General features: G+C 69.2%; 11 protein-coding genes. 7 read left to right on the forward strand and 4 right to left on the reverse strand.

The window, feature by feature from the left end; genetic code table 11:
• Window positions 1–22 precede the first annotated feature (22 nt).
• Window positions 23–1369: a M1 family metallopeptidase gene (locus ACQCO7_RS08800; protein WP_464071283.1), complete on the forward strand. Its 1347-nt coding sequence runs from the start codon at window positions 23–25 to the stop codon at window positions 1367–1369.
• A gap of 216 nt (window positions 1370–1585) precedes the next feature.
• Here ACQCO7_RS08800 and ACQCO7_RS08805 read toward each other — a convergent pair whose 3' ends face one another.
• On the reverse strand, window positions 1586–5077 hold the full coding sequence (locus tag ACQCO7_RS08805; protein ID WP_464071284.1) for an AAA family ATPase: 3492 nt from the start codon (window positions 5075–5077) through the stop codon (window positions 1586–1588).
• A gap of 86 nt (window positions 5078–5163) precedes the next feature.
• On the opposite strand from ACQCO7_RS08805, the gene ACQCO7_RS08810 reads away from it, so the two are divergent.
• Window positions 5164–5547, forward strand: coding sequence for a YchJ family protein (locus ACQCO7_RS08810; RefSeq protein WP_464071285.1), 384 nt, complete (start codon window positions 5164–5166; stop codon window positions 5545–5547).
• A gap of 3 nt (window positions 5548–5550) precedes the next feature.
• On the opposite strand, the gene ACQCO7_RS08815 is transcribed toward ACQCO7_RS08810, so the two are convergent.
• Window positions 5551–6252, reverse strand: coding sequence for a FadR/GntR family transcriptional regulator (locus ACQCO7_RS08815; protein WP_010350376.1), 702 nt, complete (start codon window positions 6250–6252; stop codon window positions 5551–5553).
• A 141-nt stretch (window positions 6253–6393) separates the two neighbouring features.
• Between ACQCO7_RS08815 and ACQCO7_RS08820 the strand changes: the two genes are divergently transcribed.
• From ACQCO7_RS08820 to ACQCO7_RS08840, 5 genes are all read left to right on the forward strand, one after another.
• Entirely contained in the window at window positions 6394–6912 is a 519-nt protein-coding gene (locus tag ACQCO7_RS08820) for a gluconokinase (RefSeq protein ID WP_464071286.1), read from the forward strand.
• 332 nt (window positions 6913–7244) lie between these two features.
• A complete protein-coding gene (locus ACQCO7_RS08825; RefSeq protein WP_464071287.1) occupies window positions 7245–8642 on the forward strand; it encodes a GntT/GntP/DsdX family permease in 1398 nt (465 codons plus the stop codon).
• 10 nt (window positions 8643–8652) lie between these two features.
• Window positions 8653–9411: an SDR family oxidoreductase gene (locus ACQCO7_RS08830; RefSeq protein WP_464071288.1), complete on the forward strand. Its 759-nt coding sequence runs from the start codon at window positions 8653–8655 to the stop codon at window positions 9409–9411.
• A gap of 14 nt (window positions 9412–9425) precedes the next feature.
• A complete protein-coding gene (locus tag ACQCO7_RS08835; protein WP_464071289.1) occupies window positions 9426–10433 on the forward strand; it encodes an L-idonate 5-dehydrogenase in 1008 nt (335 codons plus the stop codon).
• Window positions 10434–11056: 623 nt separating this feature from the next.
• The gene (locus ACQCO7_RS08840; RefSeq protein WP_464071290.1) at window positions 11057–11677 is read left to right on the forward strand and encodes a hypothetical protein; all 621 of its coding nucleotides are present in this window, start codon (window positions 11057–11059) and stop codon (window positions 11675–11677) included.
• A 60-nt stretch (window positions 11678–11737) separates the two neighbouring features.
• On the opposite strand, the gene ACQCO7_RS08845 is transcribed toward ACQCO7_RS08840, so the two are convergent.
• Window positions 11738–12373, reverse strand: a complete 636-nt coding sequence (locus ACQCO7_RS08845; protein ID WP_464071291.1) for a cytochrome b/b6 domain-containing protein — start codon at window positions 12371–12373, stop codon at window positions 11738–11740.
• Window positions 12357–13091, reverse strand: a complete 735-nt coding sequence (locus tag ACQCO7_RS08850) for a molybdopterin-dependent oxidoreductase (RefSeq protein WP_464071292.1) — start codon at window positions 13089–13091, stop codon at window positions 12357–12359. The genes ACQCO7_RS08845 and ACQCO7_RS08850 overlap by 17 nt, the downstream gene beginning before the upstream one ends.
• Window positions 13092–13178 lie beyond the last annotated feature (87 nt).

The following is a 13178-nucleotide window of genomic DNA, read 5'->3' on the forward strand; positions in this document are numbered from 1 at the left end:
GGCGCAGGGAGCGGACGCGGTAGTGGCAGTTCAGCAGACAGCGGGGCCGGACCCGTACTTCCCGGACAACGGCGACCCTCGCTACCGCGTGCATCGCTACGAGATCACGCTGGACTACCGTCCCGGGCCGAACCGGTTGTCCGGGACGGCCCGGATCAACGCGATCGCCGGGCGGGGGGCGCTCGGCGAGTTCTTCCTGAACCTCGCCGACTTCCGCATAGGCCGCGTCCGTGTCGACGGGCGGCAGGCCCAATACACCCACCGCGGCGGGCGGTTGCGGGTCCGGCCCGCCAAGTCCGTACGCGGGGGTGCCGCGTTCACCGTCGAGGTGCACTGGTCCGGGAATCCCAAGCCGGTCAACAGCCCCTGGGGCGGGATCGGTTGGGAGGAGCTGGGGGACGGGGCTCTGGTCGCGAGTCAGCCGGTGGGGGCGCCGTCCTGGTTCCCCTGCAACGACCGGCCCGCCGACAAGGCGTCCTATCTGCTGTCGGTGACCGTTCCCTCCGCGTATTCCGTGGTGACCGGGGGGCGGTTGCTCACGCGTACCACCCGGGCGTCCACCACCACGTGGGTGTACGAGCAGTCCGCCCCCACCTCCAGTTATCTCGTCGGGCTCGCCATCGGGAAGTACCAGACGGTTCTGCTCGGGGATCCCGGGCCCGGGGGTGTGCCTCAACATGGGCATATTCCCGCCGAGTTGCTTCCTCTCTTCTCCCGTGACTTCGCTCGGCAGCCCGCCATGATGGAGCTGTTCCAGGAGGTGTTCGGGCCCTATCCGTTCGACGAGTACGCCGTTGTCGTCACCGAGGAAGAGCTTGATGTGCCTGTCGAGGCACAGGGGTTGTCGCTCTTCGGGATCAACCACGTCGACGGGGCTCGGGGTTCGGAGCGGCTCGTCGCCCACGAGCTTGCTCATCAGTGGTTCGGGAACAGTGTGTCCGTCGCCGACTGGCGGCACATCTGGCTCAACGAGGGGCTGGCCAAGTACGCCGAGTGGTTGTGGTCCGAGCGGTCCGGGGGGCGGAGTGCTCATCAACTCGCCTCGGCTGCTTATCGGTTGCTCGCCGGGTTGCCTCAGGATCTGCGGCTCGCCGATCCTGGGCGGAAGTCGATGTTCGACGATCGGCTGTATGAACGGGGTGGGGTGGTTGTTCACGCTGTGCGGTGTCTGTTGGGGGACGCCGCGTTCTTTCCCATGTTGCGGGGGTGGGCCGGGTTGCATCGGGGGGGTGCTGTGACCACGTCCACGTTCGTGGCTCATGTGGGGCGGTTCGCCGCTGAGCCGGTGGACGAGTTTTTCGATGCGTGGGTTTACGAGGGGGCGTTGCCCGAGTTTCCGTCCATGCCGCCGGTTCCGCCGTTGCCGTAGGGCGGTTCGGCGGGGTTCGGGGGTGGGGGGCGCTGAGCTGGGGGCTTGGCGTTCGGTTCGGGGGTGTTCGGGGGTTGGGGGGTGAGTTTCCGGTGGGCGGGAGGGTGGGGGACCTACTCGTTTCGTCTTGTCTCGTTCGGGAGGACGGCATGCGGAAACTCATCAGCCTTCGTAGTGCGGTGATTCTGGGGGTTTCGGGGTTTGTGGGGGTGCAGGTCAGTGAGGATCTGGGGACGCCGGGGGGATGGGTGGCGGGGGTGGTGGGGGTGTGGGTGGCTGAGCGGCTGGATCGGATGGTTGGGGAGTGAGGAGGGGGTGGAGGTAGTCGGTTTCGTGGGGGGTCAGGAGGTCCCGGGGGTCTTCGTCGCCGAGGATGTGGGGGGCGTGGTGCGTGCACCAGGTGGGGAGGTCCAGGTGGATGGCTGTTCTGAGGAGCCAGGTGCGGGGGTGGGGGGCTTGGAAGGTGTCGTGGAGCGCCGAGAGAGCTGACTCGGTGGTTGGGGTGGTCAGGAAGCCGAGTTGTACTGATGAGGCGCTCAGAAGTCGTGCGATCGCCGTCGCCAGGGCCTCATCGGCGCCGGGGCGGGTGAGTTGGCGGCAGGCGCAGGCCAGGAGGGTGACGCGGGTTTCGTCCTCCAGGTACTGCGGTTCCGCCAGCCTCTTCAGGATGTCGTTCACGAAGGTGGCAGGGAGGCGCTCGCTTTCTCCGGCGAGGCGGCGGCTGATCGCGCTGTGCATCAGCCGTGAGCCTGGCTCCGTGTCGAATGTCGCAAGGCTCTCCAGACACCGTCTGTATATGCCTTGCAGGTCCCCATGAAGGTGAGGTGCCGACGGGGCCAGCAGGAGGGTGACCAGGTCACGGCCTGTGGGGATGACCTGTCTTCCGAGGTCCACGCGCGTGACACCTCCCATCGCCTCCCACACCGGGAGGGCCGGGCTCGCCAACTCGTCGATGTCCGGGTCGTGGAGGATCAGTGTGCGGCGGCCTGCGGTGAATCCTGGGCCGGCGTGGTGGTCGCTCGGTAGCAGCAAGATGTCCTGCCATCCCATGAGCCTTGTCACCATCAGTTGCGTGAACGCGTCCCACGCGTCCGGCTCGAACTGGGACTTCCAGAGTGTCGCGTGGATACGCCAGTTCGCGGCCGGATCAGGAGTGGTGCCTGCGATCTCAGAGAAGTAGAGGGCGTATTTACGGGCGAACGCCAACAGCAGGAGGTTCGCGCTGTAGCAGGCGTGGCGGTAGGTCACCGAGGTCGGGCCTGTGCTGTAGCCGGTGTCGTGTTCGACGGGGTACAGGGCTCGGGGGAACAAGGTGCGGATCGGGTCCGTGTTCGTGTTCGTCGCGGGGAGGAGGTCCCCTAGGTCGTCGATGATCTGTGCGCGGTCGGTCAGGGGTGCGCAGGACAGGAGCGCGAACAGGAGGGCGTCGTATCTGCCTCCGTCCGGACAACTGGCCAGTGTGCGGGCGATCTTGCGGGCGGCCAGGTACTCGCCGAACGTGGCGTGCAGGAACTCGTACCAGAGGTGGTCCTCGCCGTCCTCGTACGTGGCTCTGGCTTCGTGGATGAAGAAGAAGCGGCCGAAGAGGAGCCAAGGCGCGGAGTCCGTGGCGGAGTTGGCGGGGTCTCGGAGATGTGCAAGGTCGTGTTCGGCGTCCGTCGCGCTCACGCCCTGGCTGCCCCTGTTGAACATCGCCATGGCGATCACGGAGAGGAGGTCGAGTTCGTTCTCGACCTTTTCCTCCAGGAGTGTTGGGCGGAGACCCGGTTCCAGTTTGGTGATCTGGCGGCGTACGAAGAGTTTGAGGAGCCGTTCGTAGAGGGTGACCCGACTCATCGTCACCGTTGCTTCGGCGTCGGGCTCGATGGAGTGGTAGAGCGCGAGCATGAGCAACAGGAGGGGTTGCGGGGCGAGTTCGGGGTGTCGTTCGGCAAGGTCGGTGCGGCAGGGGCGGGCTCTGTTGACCGTGTTCCACAGACGCGTCCATCGGTCGATCCGCTCCTTGTCGAAGGGTTCCAGGCGGATCATGGTGCTGCCCGGCGGGATCGCGGCCTGGTCGGCGACGACTGTGCGGCTGGTGACGATCGCGGCTACCGGGAGCCCGTTGGTCGCTGAGCTGCGCTGGAAGTCCGCGATGTCCTGGAGGTAGCGGTAGTGGTCGGTGCCGCCTGCCTGGAGGAGTTCGTCGAAGCCGTCGAAGATCAGGACCGGGAGGACGCCGGGGGATGCTTCGGTCAACTCTGCCCAGGTGATGGTGCGTTGGGTGAGTCGGTGGAGGGCGTGGTTGATCTGTTCGAGGATGTCGGCGTCGGCCGGGACCGTGCGGAGTTCGATGCGGATCGGGAGGTAGTCGGTGGGTGGGAGGCGGGCGGCGAGGAGCTTGGTCAGGAGGGATTTTCCGGTGCCGGGGTCGCCGAGGACGATCAGTGGTTGGTCGAGGGTGGGATACGCGGTGAGGTGGCCGGCGAGGAAGGTCTGGATGTCCTGGTGCAGAGGGTGGGTGTGCCACCAGGCATCCATGTGTGGCCTGTTGTCGGGAGCGTGGATGACTGCGCGGCAGGAGGGGTTGACGTACCCCTGGGCGAGCTTGGGGATACGGGGGCCGGGATGGCTCTCTCCCGCCTCGCCGACCGGGTAGAGGGGGCGGCCCAGTTCGTGGCGGTGTATCTCCGCGAGGCGTGCGGGCCATTCGGCGGGCGGTGCGTCGCGGGCGAGGGTTCGCAGGAGGGTTTCCAGGGCGCCGAGCCCCGTTCTCTGGGCGCCCAGTTCACCGTAGAGCCGTTCAAGTTCCGTACGGGACCGGCCAGGTGGGCAAGCGGTCAGGTCGGCGCCGATGCCGTACCGCAAGTTGATCCAGACGTACAACTGCTGGCAGACCGTGGCGAGTTCGGCAACGCGCGACTCGTACAGGGCGACTGTCGCAGCGGTGTCGTCGGGCGAGAGGAAGAGGCTCAGCGCCTCGGCGACTCCGTCGTAGTACTGGACGACGCGGGCGTGATGGTCCGGACCGAACATGTCGGCGCCGAGCGGCGGAACCCAGGCGAGGCCCTCTTGGTCCAGGCTGACCTCGATGAGCTCGCCCGCTCCGACCCCGCCATCCCAACACGCGGGAAGGAGGGGACCTTTGATGCACGCTTCCACGACCAGCAGAGCGTGGGCCGCGCAGAACAGCCGCACTCTGTGCGGGTGGCAGGCTCGGCGCGCCTTCGCCGCCAGGTCCGCGAGCAGCCGCCGTGCGACCCGGTCGAACTGGTCGCGGAAAGCCATCAGTTCAAGTGCCGGCTCCAGGTCCTCCCGGTCGATGGCCGCCATCTCGGCGAGCAGGCGCTCGTCCTGTCCTGCCAGGATGCGGATATCTACGCTGAGGCCGTGCGGATAGCCACCGTCGTAGAGAGGAGGCGGCGGCACGTACGCGCTCCTCTCACAGTCGACGCAACCAACAGGCTCCCGCCCGGCGTTGCGGTCCCGGACACTCTCAGCCGCTTCCGACTCCTCAAGCCGGCGCCGCCAGTAGCCGACGTCGCCGCCGATCTCCTCCACCAGTTTCCTGACCACGTCCCAGTCCGGTGCGCTCGTCCGTTTCCCGTTCAGGAGTTCGGAGAGGGCCGATGGGCTCAGGTGGAGGCGGCGGGCCAAGTGCCGTTGGGGGACGCCCTGTTTGCGGACCTCGGCCTTGAGTGCACGCCAGAACGGCTCGACGTCCGCCACCCCGACCCCCTTGTCGTACGTGTCACCTGCGGTGAGCTTAGAAGCGCTCGGCGTGGCGGCTGGTGGGTTCCGGCAGAATGGGGGGCATGGCAGCACGTCCCACCCTTTGCCCTTGCGGTCTTCCCCAGTCGTACGACGCCTGCTGTGGGCGTTACCACGCGGGTCCCGTCGCCGCGCCCACCGCCGAGGCGTTGATGCGGTCGCGGTACAGCGCGTTCGTGAAGGGGAACTCGGCGTATCTGGTGCGGACTTGGCATCCCCGGACGCGGCCCGGGAGTCTGGAGCTGGATCCGGGGATGCGGTGGACCGGGTTGGAGATCCTCGCGACGCAGGACGGAACCGCGTTCCACAGCAAGGGAGTTGTGGAGTTCAGGGCCTCGTACCGGGGTGGGTCGTTGCACGAGGTGAGCCGGTTCGAGCGGGTCGACGGGGCCTGGGTCTACGTGGACGGGGAGTTTCCCGGCGCTTGAGGGTCAGGGGGCCAGTATGTCCAGTTCCTGGAGGGCTCCCTCGGTGATTTCGCGGGTCAGTCGTTCGGCGCGGATCGCGTCGCCCTCGCGGACCGCTTCGGCCACCTGGACATGGAGGGTGACGGCGGCGGGGTCGGGGTCGGCGAACATCACCCGGTGTTCCGTGCGGCCGGTGAGGACCTCGGCGACGACGTCCCCCAGGCGGGCGAACATCTCGTTGCCCGAGGCTGTGAGGATGACGCGGTGGAAGGCCACGTCGTGGATGAGGTAGCCCTCCAGTTTGTGGCCCCGGGAGTTGGCGACCATGCCGAGGACACACTCGGTCAGTTCGGCGCACTGTTCGGGCGTCGCGTTCTTCGCCGCCATGCCCGCCGCGACCGGTTCGATCGCCGAGCGCAGGACCGTGAGTGAGCGCAGCTGCCGGGGGCGGTCCGCGCCGGCCAGGCGCCAGCGGATGACCTGCGGGTCGTAGACGTTCCACTCGGCGGTGGGGCGGACGATCACGCCCACGCGGCGGCGGGACTCGACGAGGTGCATCGACTCCAGGACACGTACCGCTTCGCGCATGACGGAGCGGGAGACGTCGAAGCGCTGGGACAGCTCGTCGGTGCGCAGGACGCTGCCAGGGGGGTACTCGCCTGCGGTGATCGCGGGGCCGAGAGTGTCGAGTACATGGCCGTGCAGACCTCGGCCCGGAATGGTCATGCACTCAGCGTACGGCGTTCGCCACGGGCTCAAAAAGTCAGATTTATTTGGAGCGGGGGCTTGAATTCGTCGTACCTAATGGGTTTCAGTGGCGTTGACATCACGTGTCGGCAGCACGTCGAGGAAGACAGCGAGGTAGTGATGAGCACCCCCCAGGTCGTCGTGGTCATGGGTGTCGCGGGCACCGGCAAGACCACGATCGGTCCCCTGCTCGCGGCCCGGCTCGGCGTTCCGTACGCCGAGGGTGACGACTTCCATCCGCCGTCGAACATCGCGAAGATGTCGGCCGGTACCCCGCTGGACGACGACGACCGGTGGCCGTGGCTGGACTCGATCGGCGCGTGGGCGCACGAGCGGGCCGGGCTCGGCGGGGTCGTCAGCTGTTCGGCGCTGAAGCGGTCGTACCGGGACCGGTTGCGTGCGGCGGCCCCCGGCCTGCTCTTCGTGCACCTCAGCGGCTCGCGCGAGCTGATCGGGGAGCGCATGGGGCACCGGGAGGGTCACTTCATGCCGACCGCGCTACTCGACTCGCAGTTCGCCGCGCTGGAGCCGCTGCGGGCGGACGAGGCGGGCGTCGTGGTCGAGGTCTCGGGGCGGCCGGAGGAGATCGCCGAGCGGGCGATCGCCGCGCTCGGTACGGGTGCCGGGGCGCGGGGCTGATCGTTCTGCGGGTGCTGGCTCTGCGGAAGTAGCTCTCCGGAGGTAGTTCTGCGGAGGTAGCTCTCCAGGGCTACCTCCGCGGGGCTACCTCTATGGGGGTAACTCGCGAGGGGTAACCCGGCCGAGCTACCCCTCTGGTACTAGACCTGCGGAGCTACCCCGTCGGTACTACCCCGCCGGTACTAGACCTCCGGAGCTACCCCGCCATGCGTAACCCCCTCGCTCCACCCCGTCCCTCCCTTCCCCTTCTCACCCCCTGCCTGAGAGCTACCCCCACCAAGCCCTCCCCCGTCCACCCCGTCCACCCCTCCCCGTCTCCGTAAGGGACCCCCGTGACCAGACTCAGCGTCGAGATGCTGGCAGCGGACGCGCCAGAGCCGATCACCTCGGCCGGGCACGCTCAGCTCGGTATCGCCGTGCTGGCGGGCATCGCCGTCATCGTCCTGCTCATCACGAAGTTCAAGCTCCACGCCTTCCTGTCGCTGACCATCGGCACGCTCGCGCTGGGCGCGTTCGCCGGGGCGCCGCTGGACAAGGCGATCGCCAGTTTCGGCGCCGGCCTCGGCTCGACGGTCGCCAGTGTCGGCGTCCTGATCGCGCTCGGCGCGATCCTCGGCAAGCTGCTGGCGGACTCCGGCGGCGCCGACCAGATCGTCGACACGATCCTCGCGAAGGCGAACGGAAGGACCATGCCGTGGGCGATGGTCCTGATCGCCTCGGTGATCGGTCTGCCGCTCTTCTTCGAGGTCGGCGTCGTCCTGCTGATCCCGGTCGTGCTGATGGTCGCCAAACGCGGCAACTACTCGCTGATGCGGATCGGCATCCCGGCGCTGGCCGGCCTGTCCGTGATGCACGGCCTGGTCCCGCCGCACCCCGGCCCGCTGGTCGCGATCGACGCGGTCGGCGCGAACCTGGGCGTCACGCTGGCGCTCGGCGTGCTGGTCGCGATCCCGACGGTGATCATCGCCGGTCCGCTGTTCTCGCGGTACGCGGCCCGCTGGGTCGACGTCCAGGCCCCCGACAAGATGGTCCCGCAGCGGCCGTCGGAGGACCTGGAGAGGCGTCCGAGCTTCGGCGTGACCCTGTTCACGATCATGCTGCCGGTCGCGCTGATGCTGTCCAAGGCGCTCGTCGACATCGTGATCGACGACAAGGAGAACACCGTCCAGCGGGTCTTCGACGTCGCCGGCTCGCCGCTGATCGCGCTGCTCTCGGCCGTCCTGGTCGGCATCTTCACGCTCGGCCGCCCGGCCGGTTTCTCCAAGCAGCGGCTGAACGAGCTGGTCGAGAAGAGCCTCGCGCCGATCGCCGGGATCCTCCTGATCGTCGGCGCGGGCGGCGGCTTCAAGCAGACGCTGATCGACTCCGGCGTCGGCAGGATGATCCTGGAGATCTCCGAGGACTGGTCGATCTCGGCCATCCTGCTGGCCTGGCTGATCGCGGTCGCGATCCGGCTGGCGACGGGTTCGGCGACGGTCGCGACCGTCTCGGCGGCCGGTCTGGTGGCCCCCCTCGCCGCCGACATGTCCACGACGCACACCGCCCTGCTGGTCCTCGCGATCGGCGCGGGTTCGCTCTTCTTCAGCCACGTCAACGACGCCGGTTTCTGGATGGTCAAGGAGTACTTCGGGCTGAGTGTCGGCCAGAACCTCAAGACCTGGTCCGTCATGGAGACGATCATCTCCGTGGTCGCGGGTGGCGTGGTCTTCCTTCTGTCTCTGGTCCTTTAGGGGTACGACGATGACTCATCCTCTCTTCGACATCACCGGAAAGACCGCGCTCGTCACCGGGTCCAGCCGAGGTATCGGCCTGGCGCTCGCCCGGGGTCTCGCGGAAGCGGGCTGCACGGTCGTCCTCAACGGACGGGACGGGCAGCGGCTGGCCGAGGCCGCGCGCGAGCTGCCCGGCAAGGTGCACACCGCCGTCTTCGACGTCACCGACGGTCCCTCGGTCGCCGCCGGGATCAAGGACGTCGAGGAACGCGTCGGCCCGCTCGACATCCTCGTCAACAACGCGGGGATGCAACTGCGGGCCCCGCTCCTGGAGTTCACCGACTCCGACTGGCACCGCATCCTGGACACCAACCTCACCAGCGCGTTCCTGGTGGGCCGCGAGGCCGCCCGGTACATGACCGCGCGCGGGCACGGGAAGATCGTCAACATCTGCTCGTTGCAGAGCGAGGTCGTCCGGCCCGGCATCGCGCCGTACGCGGCGACCAAGGGCGCGCTGAAGATGCTGACCAAGGGCATGTGCGCGGACTGGGGGCCGTCCGGCGTCCAGGTCAACGGCCTGGGGCCCGGCTACATCGAGACGGAACTCACCCAAGCCCTCGTGGACGACGAGGAGTTCAGCGCCTGGGTGCGCAAGAGGACCCCGGCCGGACGCTGGGGCCGTACCGAGGACCTGGTCGGCGGGGTGCTGTTCCTCGCCTCCCCTGCGGCGGATTTCGTCAGCGGGCAGATCCTGTACGTCGACGGCGGCATGACGAGCGTGCTGTGAACGGGGGAACGCGGATGCTGGGCTGTGTCATCCATGCTCAAGGCGACCTGCGCGTCGAGGAGTTGACGCCGGTCGAGCCGGGTCCTGGACAGGCGCTGGTCGCCGTGCGCTACGGCGGGGTCTGCGGGTCCGACCTGCACTACTGGCGCCACGGCGGCGTCGGCGACTTCCGCCTCAAGGAGCCGATGGTCCTGGGGCACGAGGTCGTCGGTACGGCGTTGTCGGGGCCGTACGAGGGGCAGTTGGTCGCCGTCCACCCGGCGACTCCGTGCGGAGTGTGCCCGGAGTGCGTGGACGGGCGGCGCAATGTCTGCCGGGATACGCGGTACTTGGGGAGCGCGGCGCGGACGCCCCACGTGCAGGGCGGGTTCGCGGCGCAGATCGCCGTGCCGCAGGAGCAGTTGAGGGTGCTTCCCGAGGGGCTCGATCTGCGGCGTGCCGCTCTTGCCGAGCCGCTGTCCGTCGCGCTGCATGCCGTGCGGCGGGCCGGGGACGTGCGGGGGCGGCATGTGCTGGTGACCGGGGCCGGGCCGATCGGGTGTCTGGTCGTCGCCGCCGCGAAGGCCGCCGGTGCGGCTCGGGTGACGGTGACCGATCTGCTGCCCGCCGCGCTGGAGTTCGGGCGGATCGCCGGTGCTTCCGAGGTGGTGCGTGCCGATGATCCGTCAGATGCCGGGTGGCCTGCGGAAGTTGATGTCGCCGTCGAGGCGTCCGGGGTCGCCGCCGGGCTCGACACCTGTCTGCGGCTGATCCGGCGTGGTGGGGTCGTCGTGCAGCTCGGGATGCTGCCGCCCGGGCAGAGCCCCTTCGCCGGGAACCTCGTCGTCACCCGGGAGATCGAGCTGCGCGGGGCGTTCCGCTTCGACGTGGAGTTCGACGAGGCGCTTCAACTTCTCGCCGTGGAGCCCGCGTTCGACGGGCTGGTGAGTGCGGTGGTGCCGGTGGAGGAGGCGGAGTCGGCGTTCGCGCTGGCCGCCGACCGGGGGCGGTCCTGCAAGGTGCTGCTGGACTTCGGGGGCTGAGGGCGGGGCTTGGAGCGAGCGGGCCGGGGTGAACTCCCTGGCCCGCTCGCCGGTTTCAGCGGGGTGAGATGAACCCCCTTGCCTGCTCGCCGGTTTGAGCGGGTCAGGGTGAACTCCCCTGCCCGCTTGCCGACTTCACGAACCCTCCTCGCACCCCGGCGTCGCGGGTCAGGTTTCGGTGCGGGGGCGGGCGGCGCATGATGGAGGGTGACGACTGGGGGGACGTCATGGGGATTTCGCTGGGGACACGGATCTCGGCAGTGCTGCTCGCGGGGGCCGTGGCCGTGGTGACCGTGACGCTTCAGGAGAGGGATAAGCCTCGGGTACGGGGCGGGGGTGTGGTGCCGGAGGCCAGTTCCTCGGCGATGCGGTCGACGCCTGCGGTCACTTCGTCTCCGGCGCCTCGGACCAGTGCGCTGGAAGGGGCCACGGTCGGGCGGAGTGCTCCCGCACCTTCCGTGGTGCCGACTCTTCCCACGCCAAATCCCGGTCGTACGCCGCGTGTTGTCTCGGTCTCCTGGCTGCCGCCGGGGCCTGTGTCGCCCGATGCGGACCGGCTGGCGGATCCGGACAGTGTGTACGACGTGCTGCGGTCCCCGCCGCGGTGCCGGGAAGCGCTGGCGATGATCCCCGGGGGTGAACTCGGGGACGAGTGGCTGGTGTTGAAGGCGTTGACGCACGCGTGTCTCGCTGCGCGGGGTGAGGGCGGGAGTTGGGCGGAGGCGTCTCGGCCGGTGCGCGGGGTCAGTTGCAAGGGGATTGCCGCGCAACGGGTGTTGGATGAGCTGCTGGCGTTCCGGCGCGGGGCGCGGGGCGGGGATTCGGTACGGTTGGTCGCCGACTCCGGTGGCGCGCCCGCGTGTTCCTTCGGGGTGCGGGTCGTCGGGGGCGGGGAGGTGGCGGCCGGGGATGTGGTGCGGGTCCAACTGCTGGGGAGGTTCTTCGACTTCGGGGAGCTGGTGGCCGAAGGGGGCGCGGTCGTCGGGGAATTGCGGATGCCGTTGTTCCCTGCGGGAGACGCGGTGGAGTTCGTCGTACCGGAGTTCGCGGGGCCGGGGCGGGAGGTCGTGGATGTGCGGGTGGAGTACGGCGGGGTGCGGGCGGTCGCGGAGGGGGCCCTGGTCGTCGTACGGGAGGGTGGGGGTGGGTCACCGTCGCCGCCCGTGCGGGAGCCTTCGCCTTCTGCTGGAGAGCCGTCGCCGTCCGCCGGGTGGCCGTCGCCGTTGCCTCTCATCGACCGGTAGTCGCCCTCTGCCGGAAAGCCCTCCAGCTGGTGGCCCTCGGTCGCCTGGCCACCCTCGGTGTCAGCTTTTGTCCTCCGGGCGCCAGAGGGGGTGTTCGCGTCTGGCCCAGTTCCGGCTGACCGAACCCGTGCGCATGCCGTGGCGGGCCTCGGGGTCGGCGAAGGCCATGCCGATGTGGCCCGCGAGTACTACGCCGATCGTGAGGGCCAGCCAGTCGTGGACGAAGGTCGCGCTGGTGCGCCACATGATCGGGGCGAGGTGGGTGAACCACATCAGCAGGCCGGTGCCGAGCATGACCAGGGTGGCTCCGGCGATCCAGGCGGCGTAGACCTTCTGGCCCGCGTTGAACTTCGCGGCCGGGCGGGAGGAGTGGCGTCGGTCCCGGCGCAGGGCCGCGCGCAGCCAGATCCGGTCGTGCGGGCCGAAGCGGTTGAGGTGGCGCAGCTCGCCGCGGAACGCGCGCGAGGCGAGGCCGGCGAGGACCGGGACGGGCAGCGCGAGGCCCGCGAACTCGTGGATGCGGACGACCAGTTCGCGGCGGCCGACGAGTTCGGCGAACTCCGGGAGGTAGAGGCAGGCGGCAGTGACGACACAGATGCCCATGAGGAGGGCGGTGGTGCGGTGGATCCACCGCACGGCCGGGGCGAAGCGAGGGACGTCGGTCGTCGTCGGGAGGGTGTCAGCCGGTGGGGTCATCGTCCCGTCCGTTCGACTTGCCGACCCAGGCGTCGACGTCGTAGCCGCGATCCTCCCAGTAGCCGGGCTTCACGTCCTCGGTGACCGTGATACCTGAGAGCCACTTGGCGGACTTGTAGAAGTACATCGGGGCGACGTAGAGGCGGACCGGGCCGCCGTGGTCGTGGCCCAGGGGCTTGTCCTGCATGCGCAGGGCGACCAGGACGTCGGCGCGGCGGGCCTGGGCGAGGGTGAGGCTCTCGCTGTAGGCGCCGTCGAAGCAGGTGAAGCGGATCGCGCCCGCCTTGGACTTCACGCCTGCCGCGTCCAGGAGGTGCGAGAGGCGTACGCCCTCGAAGGGGGTGCCGGGGACGCGCCAGCCGGTGACGCACTGGACGTCCTTCACCATGCGGGTCTGCGGCATGGCTCTCAGGTCGGGGAGGGTGTACGTCGCGGGGCGGTCCACCAGGCCGTCGATCGTGAGGCGGTAGTTCGTGTCGTTCTTGCGGGGGACGGACGAGGTCACCGAGTAGTAGCGGAAGCCGCCGCCGTTCGGGAGGAGGCCGGTCAGGCCCGTGGGGTCCTTGCCCGCGATCGCGCCGAGCACGGACTCCATGCCGCGCTGGAGGACGGGTGCGGCGGCCACGCCCAGGGCGCCGAGACCGAGAGTGCCGAGGAAGACACGGCGGCCGATGGGGGTGCCGGCGGCGGGGGTCTCCTCGGGTGGTTCGGGGTGCACGTATCCATTCGAGCACTCGGGGGTGGGTGGGGGCCAGTCCTGCGGGGGAGTCACACCTGGTTCTCAGGTATTGACCGGGTAGTACGC

It is taken from the genome of Streptomyces saintjeani (assembly GCF_055409605.1).

Excerpts from the sequence above, each read along its gene's own strand:
- ACQCO7_RS08810 (WP_464071285.1), top strand. The coding sequence starts at position 5,164 with ATGGCAGCACGTCCCACCCTTTGCCCTTGCGGTCTTCCCCAGTCGTAC.
- ACQCO7_RS08815 (WP_010350376.1), bottom strand. The coding sequence starts at position 6,252 with ATGACCATTCCGGGCCGAGGTCTGCACGGCCATGTACTCGACACTCTC.
- ACQCO7_RS08820 (WP_464071286.1), top strand. The coding sequence starts at position 6,394 with ATGAGCACCCCCCAGGTCGTCGTGGTCATGGGTGTCGCGGGCACCGGC.
- ACQCO7_RS08830 (WP_464071288.1), top strand. The coding sequence starts at position 8,653 with ATGACTCATCCTCTCTTCGACATCACCGGAAAGACCGCGCTCGTCACC.
- ACQCO7_RS08835 (WP_464071289.1), top strand. The coding sequence starts at position 9,426 with ATGCTGGGCTGTGTCATCCATGCTCAAGGCGACCTGCGCGTCGAGGAG.
- ACQCO7_RS08840 (WP_464071290.1), top strand. The coding sequence starts at position 11,057 with ATGATCCCCGGGGGTGAACTCGGGGACGAGTGGCTGGTGTTGAAGGCG.
- ACQCO7_RS08845 (WP_464071291.1), bottom strand. The coding sequence starts at position 12,373 with ATGACCCCACCGGCTGACACCCTCCCGACGACGACCGACGTCCCTCGC.